Source organism: Providencia sp. PROV189, from assembly GCF_028480065.1.
GTDB lineage: Bacteria > Pseudomonadota > Gammaproteobacteria > Enterobacterales > Enterobacteriaceae > Providencia > Providencia stuartii.
This window is the reverse complement of record NZ_JAMPOG010000034.1, coordinates 40,912-57,472: the sequence shown is the minus strand read 5'-3', so window position 1 is coordinate 57,472 and position 16,561 is coordinate 40,912. Positions and strand designations below refer to the sequence as shown.

The 16,561-nt window shown below is 42.8% G+C and carries 13 protein-coding genes and 2 tRNA genes; 1 reads left to right on the top strand and 14 read right to left on the bottom strand.

Features of this window, described 5'->3' with window-relative positions; genetic code table 11:
- Positions 1 to 101: 101 nt before the first annotated feature.
- The 14 genes from PR833_RS17055 to gpt form a co-directional block, all read right to left on the bottom strand.
- Positions 102 to 178, bottom strand: a tRNA-Arg gene (locus PR833_RS17055).
- Positions 179 to 189: 11 nt separating this feature from the next.
- Positions 190 to 282 (bottom strand) — tRNA-Ser (locus PR833_RS17050).
- A gap of 413 nt (positions 283 to 695) precedes the next feature.
- Positions 696 to 881 (bottom strand): carbon storage regulator CsrA, encoded by a 186-nt coding sequence (csrA, locus tag PR833_RS17045; RefSeq protein WP_004264815.1) that lies wholly within the window; start codon positions 879 to 881, stop codon positions 696 to 698.
- Between the two features lie 227 nt (positions 882 to 1,108).
- Positions 1,109 to 3,739, bottom strand: a complete 2,631-nt coding sequence (gene alaS, locus PR833_RS17040) for an alanine--tRNA ligase (RefSeq protein ID WP_014656657.1) — start codon at positions 3,737 to 3,739, stop codon at positions 1,109 to 1,111.
- 451 nt (positions 3,740 to 4,190) lie between these two features.
- Positions 4,191 to 5,258 carry a recombinase RecA gene (recA, locus tag PR833_RS17035; RefSeq protein ID WP_014656658.1) on the bottom strand — a complete coding sequence of 356 codons (1,068 nt, stop codon included), beginning with the start codon at positions 5,256 to 5,258 and terminating at the stop codon, positions 4,191 to 4,193.
- Between the two features lie 106 nt (positions 5,259 to 5,364).
- The gene (gene pncC / locus PR833_RS17030; RefSeq protein ID WP_036941514.1) at positions 5,365 to 5,868 is read right to left on the bottom strand and encodes a nicotinamide-nucleotide amidase; all 504 of its coding nucleotides are present in this window, start codon (positions 5,866 to 5,868) and stop codon (positions 5,365 to 5,367) included.
- A 22-nt stretch (positions 5,869 to 5,890) separates the two neighbouring features.
- A complete protein-coding gene (gene lplT / locus PR833_RS17025; RefSeq protein WP_004923175.1) occupies positions 5,891 to 7,081 on the bottom strand; it encodes a lysophospholipid transporter LplT in 1,191 nt (396 codons plus the stop codon).
- A 4-nt stretch (positions 7,082 to 7,085) separates the two neighbouring features.
- Complete coding sequence (gene aas, locus PR833_RS17020; protein WP_036941520.1) at positions 7,086 to 9,230, bottom strand: bifunctional acyl-ACP--phospholipid O-acyltransferase/long-chain-fatty-acid--ACP ligase; 2,145 nt, start codon at positions 9,228 to 9,230, stop codon at positions 7,086 to 7,088.
- A 111-nt stretch (positions 9,231 to 9,341) separates the two neighbouring features.
- A complete protein-coding gene (gene aroL, locus PR833_RS17015; RefSeq protein WP_004923298.1) occupies positions 9,342 to 9,839 on the bottom strand; it encodes a shikimate kinase AroL in 498 nt (165 codons plus the stop codon).
- Between the two features lie 133 nt (positions 9,840 to 9,972).
- Positions 9,973 to 11,226, bottom strand: a complete 1,254-nt coding sequence (gene proA, locus PR833_RS17010; protein WP_004923180.1) for a glutamate-5-semialdehyde dehydrogenase — start codon at positions 11,224 to 11,226, stop codon at positions 9,973 to 9,975.
- Positions 11,227 to 11,228: 2 nt separating this feature from the next.
- The gene (proB, locus tag PR833_RS17005; protein ID WP_014656662.1) at positions 11,229 to 12,332 is read right to left on the bottom strand and encodes a glutamate 5-kinase; all 1,104 of its coding nucleotides are present in this window, start codon (positions 12,330 to 12,332) and stop codon (positions 11,229 to 11,231) included.
- Between the two features lie 115 nt (positions 12,333 to 12,447).
- Positions 12,448 to 12,849 (bottom strand): sigma factor-binding protein Crl, encoded by a 402-nt coding sequence (gene crl / locus PR833_RS17000; protein ID WP_004923183.1) that lies wholly within the window; start codon positions 12,847 to 12,849, stop codon positions 12,448 to 12,450.
- Positions 12,850 to 12,919: 70 nt separating this feature from the next.
- Positions 12,920 to 14,170, bottom strand: coding sequence for an esterase FrsA (frsA, locus tag PR833_RS16995; RefSeq protein ID WP_196715993.1), 1,251 nt, complete (start codon positions 14,168 to 14,170; stop codon positions 12,920 to 12,922).
- A gap of 178 nt (positions 14,171 to 14,348) precedes the next feature.
- Entirely contained in the window at positions 14,349 to 14,813 is a 465-nt protein-coding gene (gene gpt, locus PR833_RS16990) for a xanthine phosphoribosyltransferase (RefSeq protein WP_004923189.1), read from the bottom strand.
- A 262-nt stretch (positions 14,814 to 15,075) separates the two neighbouring features.
- On the opposite strand from gpt, the gene pepD reads away from it, so the two are divergent.
- Positions 15,076 to 16,536, top strand: coding sequence for a beta-Ala-His dipeptidase (gene pepD, locus PR833_RS16985; RefSeq protein ID WP_004923192.1), 1,461 nt, complete (start codon positions 15,076 to 15,078; stop codon positions 16,534 to 16,536).
- Positions 16,537 to 16,561: the final 25 nt, after the last annotated feature.

The window sequence follows — 16,561 nt, the reverse complement described above, 5'->3', positions numbered from 1 at the left end:
TGCATTACAATATCAAACTCTACACTTCTCAATGACTACTGTTGTTTCAGTTCTTAAAAACCAAAACGCAACCCCACCAGCTTTACTTATAGGGTTAAATATGGTGCATCCGGGAGGATTCGAACCTCCGACCGCTCGGTTCGTAGCCGAGTACTCTATCCAGCTGAGCTACGGATGCAGCTTCTAAAATGGCGGTGAGGGAGGGATTCGAACCCTCGATGCAGCTTTTGACCGCATACTCCCTTAGCAGGGGAGCGCCTTCAGCCTCTCGGCCACCTCACCGTTTTTAGTCACAGGCGATTTGTTTTTGACATCTCGTCTCTGTGTGGCGCACATATTACTTTCCTCGCTTTAGAAGTCAAACAATTTTTCCAAACTTTTTACTTTTCAATGATCGTTTGCACATTTCACAAGCAAGATGATTAGTTTAGCATCGAAAATCATATTCATCACGGGGTAATTTCACAATTTTTAAGGTCGTAAAAAAACGACTCATTGTGAAATTCTATCGTGAAAATATGCTAGCAAAACATGTTAATCATCATATGCAGTGCAAGAGAAGTGGTAAGGGCCATAGAATAAAAGGCCAATTAGCCACAGGGAAGCGAGAAAAAATTAAATATAGGAAGGGATATAGATAAAAGACAAGCGTCCATCTTTGCTGTGTGGGTCAAGATATGGACGCTTATTCATTATTATTGATTGTCTGGTTGAGTCTTTTCAGCCTGGATCCGTTGATAAATTTCTTCACGGTGAACAGAAACTTCCTTTGGGGCATTGACACCAATACGAACTTGATTGCCTTTTACTCCCAGTACCGTAACTGTTACCTCATCGCCTATCATGAGTGTTTCACCAACTCGACGAGTCAGAATAAGCATTCTTTGCTCCTTGAAATATTAAAAGAGTCGGGTCTCTAGGTTTCCCCCGCTATTGTCCATCACACACCGTGAAAACGTAAAGCAATGATATACACCTAAAGCATTGATGCCATCAAGGCAATCATTTTTAATTATATACATACAAAATATAACACCACTTACAACACTTTAACAATGTTGCAACAGCGAAAGTTACCTCACGGTGTATGAGGTAACTTCCCCAGTAGCTAGAGCCGTGAAGACACCCAATCTTCTACACTTGCCATAGCTGTTGGTAACGCACTCACATCCGTACCACCAGCCTGAGCCATGTCTGGGCGCCCACCGCCTTTACCACCGACTTGTTGAGCAACATAGGATATCAAATCACCCGCCTTTATTTTAGCAGTCAAATCATTAGTTACACCAACAATTATACTGACTTTATCACCACTTGTTGTTGAAAGCACGATAATCGCTGATTTCAACTGATTTTTGAGATCATCAACCATGGTTCTCAAAAGCTTAGGTTCAGTATTATTTAATTGACTAACAAGTAATTTAACGCCTTTGATATCTTTTGCTTTGCTACTTAGTGAAGCACTTTCTTGCGATGCTTGTTGATCTTTTAATTGCAAAATCTCTTTTTCTAGCTGACGAGATTTTTCCAATGCAGACTTAACTTTTTCAACTAAGCTACTCATATCGCCTTTGAGAAGATGAGCTATCGCATTAAGTTGCTCTGACTGGCTATGAACACTTTCCAATGCGCTCTCACCTGTTGTCGCTTCAATACGACGCACACCTGCCGCTGTACCAGACTCACTGAGGATACGGAACAAACCAATATCACCAGTACGGCTTGCATGCGTACCACCACAAAGTTCGATAGAGAAATCACCGCCCATACTCAGAACACGTACGCGCTCTTCGTATTTCTCACCGAATAGTGCCATCGCACCTTTCGCTTTTGCACTCTCTAAATCCATAAGTTCCGTTTCAATTGGTGTATTCTTACGAATTTGTGCGTTAACGATATCTTCAACTTCGCGCAACTGAGCGGCTGTCATAGCCTCAAAATGTGAGAAGTCAAAGCGCAAGTATTTATCATTAACTAAAGAGCCTTTTTGTGACACATGCTCACCTAGCACTTGACGTAAAGCGGCATGTAACAAGTGAGTCGCTGAGTGATTCAGACGGATTGCATCACGTCTTTCCACATCGATTTTGGCATCAATACGATGATTAATCACCAAAGAGCCTGATTCTACCTTACCAATATGACCAATCGCTTGACCATATTTTTGGGTATCCGTCACGATAAAGCTACCGCTATCATTACGCAACAAACCTGTATCACCGACTTGACCACCTGATTCTGCGTAAAACGCCGTTTTATCAAGGATCACCAAACCTTCTTCACCTGCGTTCAGGGAATCGACTGGCTGGCCATTTTTATAGATGGCAGTTATTGTTGCTAATTGTTCATTATAGGCATAACCAGAAAATTCGCTGTGCTTTTCGACCTTAATCAGTGAATTATAGTCAGTACCAAAGCCACTTGATTCTCTAGCACGACGACGCTGGTCTTCCATTGCGCGCTCAAAGCCTTCTTCGTCAACCTTAATATTACGTTCACGACACACATCAGCGGTTAAATCCATCGGGAAACCGTATGTATCATATAAACGGAATACCGTTTCACCATCTAAGGTATCCCCTTTAAGGGCTGCTAGTTCTTCATCAAGTAGCTGTAGGCCGCGCTCTAAGGTACGAGCGAACTGTTCTTCTTCAGTTTTAAGTACTTTTTCAACAGTAGATTGCTGACGAGCCAGTTCATCCGCTGCGGACCCCATAACGTTAATGAGTGGCGCCACTAGTTTGTAGAAGAAAGTGTCTTTTGCTCCCAGCATATAACCATGACGTACTGCACGGCGAATAATACGGCGCAATACATAACCACGACCTTCGTTGGATGGAATAACACCATCACTCACGAGGAATGCACAAGAACGGATATGGTCAGCAATGACACGAAGTGATTTATTTGAAAGGTCGTTAGAACCTGTCGCTTTAGCGGCTGCTGCGATCAGCTCTTGGAAAATATCGATATCATAGTTAGAGTTGACATGCTGCAATACTGCCGCAATACGTTCAAGCCCCATCCCTGTATCCACTGACGGCTTAGGTAGTGGTTCCATCGTGCCATCGGATTGACGGTTAAACTGCATGAAAACGATGTTCCAGATTTCGATATAACGGTCACCATCTTCTTCAGGGCTTCCTGGAGGGCCACCCCAGATATGCTCACCATGATCATAGAAAATTTCGGTACATGGACCACAAGGACCTGTATCCCCCATCTGCCAGAAGTTATCAGATGCGTATGGCGCCCCTTTGTTATCACCAATACGGATAATACGATCTACAGGAATACCGACTTCTTTGTGCCAAATATCATAGGCCTCATCATCGGTCTCGTAGACGGTCACCCACAATTTTTCTTTTGGTAAGTTGAACCATTCTTTCCCAGTTAATAGCTCCCAAGCAAAGTTGATTGCATCATGTTTGAAGTAATCACCGAAGCTAAAGTTGCCAAGCATTTCAAAGAAAGTATGGTGGCGGGCTGTGTAGCCAACGTTTTCTAAATCGTTATGTTTACCACCTGCTCGCACACATCTTTGTGCTGTTGTCGCTCGGGAATATGCTCTTTTATCCAGACCAAGAAAAACATCTTTGAACTGGTTCATCCCTGCGTTAGTGAACAATAATGTTGGGTCATTGTTTGGCACTAGCGAACTGCTACTGACCACCTGATGACCTTTTGTATGAAAAAAGTCGAGAAACGCTTGACGGATCTCAGCGGTGCTTTTACTCATAATTATCCCGATTTCAAGCTGGAAACTGAATTACGAATTGTTGAGATGGAATGTAACATCACCTCTAATCAACTCTCCGATTAAAAAGTGACTGATAAGATAAAGTCTCTTTGTGTAGAAGTAAAATTTATACTCTTCATACTTCAAGTTGTAGCATGGTTGACTATGTTCACTCGTCCTAGTTACAGACATGATACATGTTCTTAGCGACTTATTTTTTTGTCGCCTCGCTGCGCCTTGAATTTTTTGTAGTATAGATACATCCATTCGTGGCTTTCATTGTAAAGCGTCTGAATATTTTCTGAAAGTATGTTTATACCTTTCAATGGGCTATTTTTCCACAGAAAAACCATTGTTCATCCCATTATAGCTCAAATGGAAAACAAAAAAACGCCACTCATTTTAGAGTGGCGTTTATAATCTTCTTATTTATCAAACTAATAAGTTCGTATTAAAATTCTTCTGGTGTCTCATCTTCATCAGTTTCACTGATATAGTCAGCCGCCGCACTGCTAAACTCACCAGTATGCGTTAAAAGCATTTCACGCAATTTTTTATCGAGTTCTTCTGCAATTTCCCGATGCTCTTTCAGATACGTTGTCGCGTTTGCTTTACCTTGACCGATTTTATCACCGTTATAGCTATACCAAGCACCGGCTTTTTCAATCAACTTATGTTTAACACCTAAGTCGATCAATTCACCATAGGTGTTAATGCCTTCACCATAAAGGATTTGGAATTCAGCCTGTTTAAATGGCGCTGCAACTTTGTTTTTAACAACTTTAACGCGTGTTTCGCTACCTACAATTTCTTCACCATTTTTGACAGCACCGATACGGCGAATATCTAAACGAACAGAAGCGTAGAATTTCAGAGCGTTACCACCTGTAGTGGTTTCAGGGTTACCAAACATAACGCCAATCTTCATACGGATTTGGTTAATGAAGATTAAAAGTGTATTCGAGTTCTTTAAGTTACCCGCTAATTTACGCATCGCCTGGCTCATCATACGAGCCGCTAAGCCCATGTGTGAGTCACCGATTTCACCTTCAATTTCAGCTTTTGGTGTTAATGCGGCCACGGAGTCAACGATAATGACATCAACAGCGCCTGAACGCGTCAGTGCATCACAAATCTCTAATGCTTGCTCACCAGTATCAGGTTGAGAACATAGAAGGTTATCGATATCAACACCCAGTTTTTTCGCATAGATTGGATCTAGTGCATGTTCAGCGTCGATAAATGCACAGGTTTTTCCGCTACGTTGTGCTGCTGCAATAACTTGCAACGTGAGTGTTGTTTTACCAGAAGATTCAGGACCATAAATTTCGACAATACGCCCTAATGGCAAACCACCTGCACCTAAAGCCACATCAAGAGATAAAGAGCCTGTTGAAATAGTTTCTACGTCCATTGAGCGGTCTTCACCAAGACGCATGATAGAGCCTTTACCAAATTGCTTTTCAATTTGACCTAACGCTGCAGCTAATGCCTTTTGTTTGTTTTCATCGATAGCCATGTTCACTCCCTTTGGTGCAATGGACTCTCCCACTGCAAATAGAACGATTGAATTCGGTTTGTTGATGATAAGTATACTGTATAATCATACAGTATCAAGAAGATTTTTAACTTAACATTTGTAAAAGTGTTTCAAGTGCATAAGCGGTTGATTGTAAACGAACTGCATTTCTATCACCTTGGAACACACAATGCTTAGTCGTAATATTAACAGTACCTGTAGAGTGTTTTTGAGCAAATCCAAACCAAACAGTACCAACCGGTTTTTCCTCACTACCGCCACCGGGACCTGCGATACCGCTGACGGAAACCGCCACATCAGCAGCGGCTTCTTTAAGTGCACCAAGCGCCATCTCCGAAACGACTTGCTCACTCACTGCGCCATACTTCTGCAATGAGGCTTCTGTCACACCGATCATCTGGTGTTTTGCCTCATTACTGTATGTCACAAACCCTCTATGAAAGTAATCCGAACTACCGGCAATATCCGTCAATACTTTTGCAATCCACCCGCCGGTACATGACTCCGCACAGGTTATCGTTTTACCTTGTTTTTTGAGGAGCTGACCAAGCTGAACGCTTAATGTTTCGAGATAACTTTCATTTTTCATTTGATTGTTTACCTTTACATGCCTATTTTTTGCGTGCGCGATCCCAGATCCACAACCCAGCAATTGCGATAGCAAATACCGAGCCAAAGCCAATACCGACACTAATCACAGACAACCCAGCTTTCATTGCCAGTGAATATAGCCCTAACATAATAAGCATGGCGCTATTTTCACCTAGGTTTTGCACCGCTATCGCGTTACCAGCCCCAACCGTTTCCTTACCTTTTTCTTGCAGTAACGCATTGAGAGGAACTACAAATAGCCCACCAAAAATCCCTAATACAGCCAAGATGGCGTAAGAAGGCATGAGTTTAGTTTGCAGAGCAAGTAATATCACCATAACGCCAATCACAATCCCTGCGGGAATACAGCGTGATACGGTTTTTAATGTAATAAATTTTGCGGCAAGCCCCGCTCCCACGACAATACCGACGGCAACCGCGGCATTTAGGTAGGTTGGCGTTGCATTATCTTGTAAGCCTAATGCGATAGGAACCCATGCCACTAATAAGAAGCGTAAAGTGACACCCGCGCCCCAAAACATACTAGTTCCGACCAATGAAAAGCGGCTTTCTTGGTTTGCCCACAGCGTGCGGCAGGCTGTCCAAAAATCAATAAATAGTTTTTTAAAATGCCAGCCTTTACCAGGGCGAGCGGCAACTAATCGAGGAATATAAAAATTGGCAATTACCGCTAACGCATAAAGCACAGCACAGGTCGCAAGGGCTAATATTAGGCTAACATCAGATAAAATACCGCCAACAACTGAGCCAACTAATATAGCGGCGATTGTTGATGCTTCCATAACGCCGTTTGCTTTTACTAAGTTATCGCCACTGGTTAGTTCACCTAAGATACCGTATTTTGCAGGGGAATATGATGCTGCGCCAATCCCAACAAGCCCATAACAAAGGAATGGGTTAAGACCCAAGCAGATCCCCAGCGCGCCAATAAACTTAAACAAGTTTGAAACTAACATGACACGCCCTTTCGAGAAGCGATCAGCAACTTGCCCTACAAATGGCGCTAAGATGATATAGGTAAATACAAAGACCATCTGTAATACGGGATGGCTCCATTCAGGATAAAACTCCGCTTTTAACTGGGCTAAAATGGCAAATAACAGCGCATTATCAGCAAAAGCGGAAAGAAACTGCGAAGCCAGAACCGCTTTCATCCCTCGGCTCATGAGTGGCGCATTGACATCTTGCATACCTTCAATCCTCTAACGCCATCTGTTTAAGCGTAACGAAATCTGTTTTACCCGTTCCGAGCACTGGTAACTCTTTTACAACACGAATATCCCGCGGCACAGCTAATTCGGTTAAGCCCTTACTTTTTGCGGCAGATGAAAGTGCACTTCTATCCAGCTCTTTATCTGTAGTAAACAGGACCAATGCCTCGCCTTTACTGCTATCCGGTTTCGTAACCACAGCATGATGGGCGTTTGGCGACAAACTGAATACCATCTGTTCAATACTTTCGAGTGAAACCATTTCACCAGCAAGCTTCGCAAATCTTTTGACACGGCCTTTAATCGTGCAGTAATTGAGTTCATCAAGTACGACGATATCACCTGTGTCATACCATCCTTCTTCTTGCTCACCATGCTGGTTTTCTGCCGATGGTTTTTCAAGAACGCCGGGCGCTTCAACACGCAAATACCCTTTCATGATATTTGGCCCTTTGAGCTGCAACTTGCCTCCATTTTCAATCCCGGAAATTGGGATAATACGGGAGTCCATTTGTGGCAATATTTGCCCTACCGTGCCTTCTTTAGAGGCCATCGGAACATTGATAGAGACAATAGGCGCACACTCAGTCACACCATAACCTTCAAGAATACGAATGCCGAATTTATCAAACCAAATCTTCTTGGTGCTATCTGATAATTTTTCGGCACCCGCAACGACATAGCGTAATCGTGCAAAATCATATTGATGAGCAAAACGTGCGTAGTTAGCCAAAAATGTTGATGTGCCAAATAACACAGTGCAATTTTTGTCATACACTAATTCAGGGATAACTCGGTAATGGAGTGGGCTTGGGTATAAAAAGACCCGGCTTCCTGAAAAGAGAGGAATAAACAGCCCAACCGTTAACCCAAAAGCGTGAAAGAGTGGCAACGATGACATAAAACGGTCACGAGGCGTAAAGTCTGCGATGGTTTTAATTTGCTCAACGTTTGCCATAAGGCTAGCGTGGCTGTGCACAACCCCTTTTGGCGTACCTTCTGAACCAGAAGTAAACAGTACTAATGCTTCATCTTCAGCCTTACGAGGAATCACAGCCTTAGCTGGCATTAATAGGTGTTTAACTATCCATAATTTATCTTGCCAAGTTACGGTATCTTTTAAATCTTCAAGGTAAATCCAATTTGCTTCAGTAACTTGCTCTGGAATATGGGTTAAATTGCCTTTTTCAAGAAATTGTCGTGACGTAAAGATAACTTTTGCTTGAGAAGCTTTAAGTGCATTACGAATACCATGGCTACCCGCCGTATAATTCAGCATGGCAGGAACTCGTCCACGCATTAAAGCCCCGAAAATAGCGGCCGCCGTCACTGTTGTATTTGGTAATAATAGGCCAATACGCTCATTTTCATGGGTATAACGTTCGATTATTCGCCCAACGCCTAACGATTTTTTCAACAGCGTTTGGTAGTTATCTTCTTTAAAATTAATATCTTCAATACATGGCGAACGGCGCCCAAAGCGTTTTACGCTCTGAATAAATTCTTCAACCAGTGTGACTTGAGGACGGCAAGCCATACGTGCTGACTTCATAATGCTATATAAATGAATACCTGCTAAACGACGGCGTTCAATCGCTTTTGCCGCTTCAGGCATAGGGATAGTTTCAGCGGGTAAAATATGCAGAGTGATTTGAGGAAACCATTTCAAAGGAATAATACCTTTTAGGCGGCTAAAATAACTCCTTTCAGCGCCTTCAATGCGAATAGGTACCACTTTTGCCCCTGATTTTGCCGCAACAAATGCCGCACCGTCATAAATTTTCATCAGCGAGCCGTGAACGCTGATACGCCCTTCAGGGAAAATAACGATTGGACGGCCTTTTTCAACTTCTTTGACTAGTTTGCGGATCCCCAGAGGGTTTGCCGGATCAAGAGGAACAATATCAGCATAAGGTTTTAGTAGTTTGATCATTCTCGGTGTTGCAACAGTCGAATAAACTGCAAACACAGGCTTGATAGGTAAAAACAGCGCAATTAATATCCCATCAATGAATGAAACATGGTTAGGTGTAATTAGACATTTGTCTTGATATAACTCTTTTTCGTCTCCCAGTACGCGGATACGAAATAAAAATCTAAGTACTGCCCTGAGCATATTTGCCAGCATAATAAATCCCTATGTTTTGTCTTCTTTTATCATTCCAACAGATAATTATGTCTTGAAAACCAGAATTAAGCTAAGTAGTTTACTCCTAAAGTGCCTTGAAGCACGATGCTTTTAAGCCAAATTTGTTAATTGAGTGATAATTGTCTCGACGGGCAGCTCCGCATCAATCACATAATGTGCGGTTGCTTGATAAAGAGGCTCCCTTTGTGACATGACCTCTTCAATTTCTTCTAATATTGATTTGCCTGTTAAGCTTGGACGTTGATCAGCTTGCGGCTCTGCTGCTAGTCTCGCCGCCAAAACCTCTGGTTTCGCGCTCAAATAGATCACCGTGCCATTATCACGCATCACACGTTGGTTTTCTTCAGATAGGATAATGCCGCCCCCCGTCGATACCACGGCATCTGGATCGGCTATCGATTTTAATACTTCACTTTCTAAGTGACGAAAGTATTCCCAGCCATGTTGTTCTACTATCCGCGCAATACTGGTTCCTGCACGTTCAACAATCAATTTATCGGTATCAATGAATTGACATGCTTTATAATCAGCCAATCGCCTACCGATTGTTGTTTTCCCTGAACCTCTCGGACCTATTATGTAAAACATTTTGATTCATCCCATTGTCATGATCATTACGAGGCATACGCTACGCGTTATAGATTTTTTAGTCTCAAAACAACCAATAATCATAAAAACAAAGCCACACGCTAAGTGTGGCCTAATTATTATTATTTAACTTTTAAGCTCGGTTAAGGAAGTCTCCATAACCAATCCATTTGTATGTCGTCAAGGCATCTAATCCCATTGGACCACGAGAATGCAGTTTTTGTGTACTCACAGCAACTTCAGCGCCTAGTCCAAATTGACCTCCGTCGGTAAACCGAGTACTTGCATTGACATACACTGCCGCAGAATCTACACGTAGGACAAAGTAGTCAGCTTGGCGGATAGATTCCGTTAAAATAGCATCGGAGTGTGCGGTGCCATAGGTTCGAATATGGTCGATTGCCGCATCAATTCCCGAGACAATTTCAACATTCAGATCGAGTGATAACCACTCATCCACTAAGTTTTCAGGCGTGACATCGACCACTTTTGCAGGCCCTTTTTGCAAGTACGGCATAGCTTGCTTGCTGGCATGTAAAGTGACCTGCTGTTCAGCCATTTTTTGGCTTAGTAGAGGTAAAAACGCCGCCGCAATTTTTTCATGAACCAATACGGTTTCAAGTGAATTACAAGCGCTTGGACGTTGGACTTTTGCATTAATCAGCACGTTGATTGCTTTATCAAAATCAACTGATTCATCAACAAATGTGTGACAAACACCAATCCCACCGGTGATCACAGGGATCGTCGATTGCTCACGACACAATTTATGTAGCCCTGCTCCACCTCTTGGGATCAGCATATCAACATAACGATCTAATTTGAGTAGCTGCGCCACTAATTCACGATCAGGGTTATTAATCGCTTGAATAGCATTCGCCGATATGCCGCTATTTTTTAATGCTTTTTGGATCACGTCTGTGATAGCCAAATTGGTATTATGCGTTTCTTTACCACCACGTAAAATAGCCGCGTTACCTGTTTTTAAGCATAAAGCAGCCACGTCAACGGTCACATTTGGGCGAGCTTCATAGATCACCCCAACAACCCCTAGTGGCACACGGCGACGTTGTAAATTTAAACCGCTATCCAACAGATTGCCATCAATCACTTGCCCGACAGGATCGGCTAATTGGCACACTTTTCTAACATCATCCGCGATATTTTTTAGGCGCTCTGGCGTTAGTAATAAACGATCTTGCAGTGCAGGCGACATCCCATTTGCACGAGCTTGTTCTATGTCTTTTTCGTTAGCGGCAAGAATCGCTGCACTTTCTTGTTCCAGTAGATCAGCAATTTGCTCTAAAGCCGCATTTTTTTGTTTTGTACTTAATTGGGCGAGTTGCCATGAGGCTTCACGAGCCGATTTTCCCATTTGTTCTAACATAATTAACCCACTATCATATCGTCGCGGTGGACAGCTACAGAGCCATGTTCATAGCCCAGTATGCGGCCTATTTCCTGTGAATGATGGCCCGCAATCATTCTTAAAGCGTCACTATTATAATGAGTGACCCCGTGAGCAAGATCTTTACCTGCCATATTCCGTATCCGTACAACGGCACCACGGGAAAAATCACCTTCAATTTTTTTGATGCCTTTCGGCAGTAAGGAGCTTCCTTTTTCCATAATAGCAAGTTGAGCGCCATCATCGATATATATATCGCCAGCCGCTGGAGCACCAAAGATCCAACGCTTGCGGTTTTCCATTGGGTTTTTCTGCCCATAAAACCGCGTGCCTACTGGAATATCTTCAATCACCGCGTTGATCACATCTGGCTTATTACCTGCCGCAATAATGACATCTATTCCTGCTCTTCCTGCAACATCGGCGGCTTGCAACTTAGTTGCCATCCCCCCCGTCCCCAGACCAGTAACACTTCCCCCCGCCATTTCACGCAATTCATCATTGATGCCATACACTTCTGGGATCAGTTTTGCATTCGGGTTACTACGAGGGTCAGAATCAAATAACCCTTCAATATCTGTCAATAATAGCAATTTGTCAGCATCACCAAGGATAGCGGCAAGGGCTGATAAATTATCATTATCCCCCACTTTAATTTCAGCGGTTGCGACAGCATCATTCTCATTAATCACAGGCACAATGCCATTATCAAGCAGAGCCTGCAATGTATCTCGGGCATTCAAAAAGCGCTCTCTGTCTTCCAGATCGGCCCGTGTCAACAGCATCTGCCCAATATGAATACCATAAATAGAGAATAGACGTTCCCATAACTGAATAAGGCGGCTTTGCCCTACCGCTGCAAGAAGCTGCTTCGACGCGATTGTCGCTGGAAGTTCGGGGTAATTAAGGTGTTCACGACCAGCAGCGATAGCGCCAGACGTGACAATAATAATACGATGCCCTTTTTGATATTGTTGCGCACACTGCCTGACTAACTCAACAATATGAGCTTGGTTCAATTGCCGTGAGCCTCCGGTCAATACACTAGTGCCTAATTTAACAACAAGTGTCTGGCTATTTTTCATCATTTTTCTGCCATTAAAATTAATCAATACAAATTAGGTATCATTTTTATCAGTTGGAGCGCGTTATGCCAACAGGCATAACGCTAAATTCAACAAAAGTTGGCTTAAAACAATTTTATGCGCTTAATTCCAATTTAAATTCTGCCATTTTTGCGGAAGGAAACAAAGATAGCTCAAGCTCAGAAAGTTGTTTGGAAAGGGATTGATGGAAGGATATGAGGTTCTGCTCAATGATATCAAGGGTTGCATTATCTTTCAGTGGCTTATCTTGCCAAGTACCATGAACATTGTACAAGCCCAAATGGTATGAATACTCAAACCCATCTTCATTTGGTGATAATAGCATCCACCAGCCCCAAAACTCGCGTCTTTCTGGTGCTGAATTGACATTAACGCAAACAGTCAGGCTATCGAAAAAATAGCAACCATCTAAACATTGCTTTTCTCGTAGATAAGGTCCTAAAGCAGAAAACTTCTTTAAATACTTCCCATTAGAGTAATCAGTAGGTAACGCCATGTAAGGATCTCCTTTTTGAGAAGATCCCTTTTTAACAAAAGTTAAAAAATAATCAAGTTATTAAATAAAATTAAACAATTTTACTTTTTAACCAATCTGTTGTTTCACTCAGTGACTTTTGGAAGTTTTCAAAAACAGGTGTCTCTGGCAGGGTTAATATATGGCTATCCATTGATGAACGCCTGATCAAATCGGATTCTGCTTTAGGACTATAAATATCACCTTTCCAATAAACCGACATCATAGGCACACGACAACGACGCCCTAAAAGCCCTTGATTTTTTAATGAATAGCAACTTAATTCATGCCGTAATGCCGCACCATCAACATGATAAATTCCTAAACGACTGGCGAAAACATCCAGCTCCATACGTGGAATATCGCGCTGATATTTTTCTTCATGCAATAAACTGTGTACAACTGGCCCTAAGACAGCGACAGCTTTGATTTTATCAGGGCACATATAGGCAAGCCTTAAAGCGACATTGGCGCCAAAGCGCAATCCAACAAGGCCAAAGCGTGTATGGTCTATCCATGGGATTGTGTTTAGCTGGCGAACCACTTGTTCATGGAGTTCACTGGTTTCTTGGGATAGCTTATATTTAATTGAATAGCCAATTGACGGCATATCTAATGTCAACATGGCAATACCAAGTGGCTCAAGGTAGTCACGGAAAAAACGGCAATAGTCGATTTGTAAACTATCCAGCGTTCCACATACCATGACTGTCGGATAAGGCCCCTGACCCGTTGAAGGGATATGTAAAAAGCCACATACCTCTTTATTACCATCGACCTTAAACGCGATTTTTTTCAGTTTATAAAGCGAAAATTGTGCGGCGCTATCATAGGCTTTGCATGCCAAGAGAATCGCTTGATCCGCTAATTCATCGCCTTTTATAAAAGGGTAAGCGGCAATACTGTACAAATTGGCAGCACGCAACCATGCCCGACTGGCTTTTTCTCCTCCTTCAAACTGCAAGGCTTTTTGTTGCCATTGCATGGCTTGATGAGACCACTCAAAGCACCAGTTACCGCGACGATTACCAATGATGGTATCAAGTAAATGTTCATCGCTACGTTCGGCTTCTGTTACCGCAATACGGCTCAAAACCTCTTCAATTTCTAAAGCGTCAATACCACGCCAAATCCACAACAAGCGATTGATCATACGATACCAGCCCGCGTGCTGGGCACCACTTAATGCCGAATGGCTATTGACAATAGGGGCGCTATAAGCGGAGTAAGAAACTAATGTTGATGTTTCAGTTTGCTTAACTTTTGGCTTGAACAGTTTTTCGGAGAGATTTTGTTGAGTCATCCTGATAACCTGTCGGTTGAGCTAAAATAAAAAGGGAATGCCATTGCATCCCCCTTATCATAACGTTTCGTGTTTAATTTTATTAGGTAATAATGTTTTAAGCATCATAATAAAGGGCACACCCCATATTAGCGCTATTTTTACCTGTCATTTAGATCTAACTCAAAACCGTTATGGTTTATTTATCTTGCTCACACAAAGGCTTTACAAACACCACGCCCATATCCCATGGCTGTTCAATCCACGTGTTTTGTGGAATATCAACGACATAATCATCCACCAATGGGCGGCCTGCTGGTTTTGCAAAAATTGTCACAAAATGTGCTTTCGGGTACATATCACGAATGGCTTTTGCAGTACCACCAGTGTCAACGAGGTCGTCAATGACAATGAAACCTTCCCCATCACCTTCGGCACGTTTAATGACTTTCAATTCACGCTGGTTGTCATGGTCATAGCTGGAGATGCATACGGTATCAACATGGCGGATACCCAATTCACGTGCAAGAAGTGCACCTGGTACAAGGCCACCACGGCTAACCGCGATAATGCCGGTCCATTGTTCGACTGGTAATAAACGTTGTGCGAGTTTACGGGCATGTATTTGCAACATATCCCACGTTACGACATATTTTTCGCTCATAAAATTCGGGTCCCGACTGCTGAGTAATACTGAAATGTGTCTTGCGGAAAAAAGGTTGCGCGAGATTATAGTGATTTGACACAGCAAAAACCAGCAAAAACGGACAATTGTGATGAATTAATATGATTTACACTGACTATTTATAACAATTAGGTGTATGCTGAGAAAATCAATCGTGTGGCCTGAATATCTGTGCCACACCTTTTAAGCAGAATAAGTAGCTAAAAATAAATAAGACCAAAGTCGCTTAAGGAGATCTAACGTGTCTGAACTAGCCAAATTGTCACCACAGCCATTATGGGATATTTTTGCCAAAATTTGTTCAATTCCCCATCCTTCTCATCATGAAGAAGCGCTAGCAACACACATTATCGAATGGTCAAAACAAAAAGGGTTTCATGTAGAACGTGACCAAGTTGGTAATATCTTGATCCGCAAAGCGGCAACACCTGGCTATGAAAATCGTAAACCTGTTGTGCTGCAAGCACACTTAGATATGGTTCCGCAGAAAAATAATGACACGGTACATGATTTTACCAAAGATCCTATCCGCCCTTACGTTGATGGAGAGTGGGTCACGGCAGAAGGCACAACTTTAGGTGCAGATAACGGTATCGGAATGGCATCTACCCTTGCGGTGCTAGCAGATGATAGCGTTGAACATGGGCCACTTGAAGTACTGTTAACCATGACCGAAGAAACAGGCATGGACGGTGCTTTTGGCTTACAAGCAGGTTGGCTACAAGCGGATATTCTGATCAATACTGACTCAGAAGAAGAAGGCGAAATCTATATGGGTTGCGCGGGTGGTGTTGATTTTACAACAACATTTGACCTCACTCGTGAAGCCGTACCGCAAGGCTACAAAACCTTCACCATGACATTAAAAGGCTTAAAAGGCGGTCACTCTGGTGGTGATGTTCATTTAGGTTTAGGTAATGCTAACAAGCTGTTGGCACGCTTCCTTGCGGGCCACCAAGAAGAGCTTGGTTTAAAACTGTTAGAATTCACTGGGGGAACCGTTCGTAATGCTATCCCTCGTGAAGGGCATGTGATTATCGCTGTTCCAGCGGATAAAGTCGCTGAACTAACAGCCCTAAGAGCACGCTATGAAGACATCTTAAAAAATGAACTGGCCGTTGTTGAGCCAAACTTAGTTCTTTTATTAGAAGAAACTCAAAGCAACTTGAAAGCGCTGACTGAAGAGTGCCAAAAACGCTTTGTGTTCTTCTTAAATGCGGCGCCAAATGGCGTGATCCGCATGAGCGATGTCGCAAAAGGTGTGGTAGAAACCTCACTTAACGAAGGCGTTGTCACGATGACGGAAGAGAAAGCCGAAGTGATTTTCCTCGTTCGTTCATTAATCGACAGCGGTAAAAACTATGTCGTGAATATGCTGACATCGGTGAGCAAGCTCGCACAAGCACAATACCGTGCAGAAGGCAGCTACCCAGGTTGGCAACCCGATGCAGACTCACCCGTTATGCATTTAGTTAGCGAAACTTACCAAAAACTGTTTGGTAAAATTCCTAATGTAATGGTGATCCATGCAGGTCTGGAATGTGGTCTATTCAAGAAGCCTTACCCTGATATGGATATGGTCTCTATTGGGCCAACCATTCGTGGTGCGCACTCACCTGATGAGCGAGTACATATCGCCAGTGTTGGTGAATACTGGAAATTATTAACAGCGGTCTTAAAAGCGATCCCTGTTAAAAATTAATTGTTTCTTCAAATACCCGTCTTAA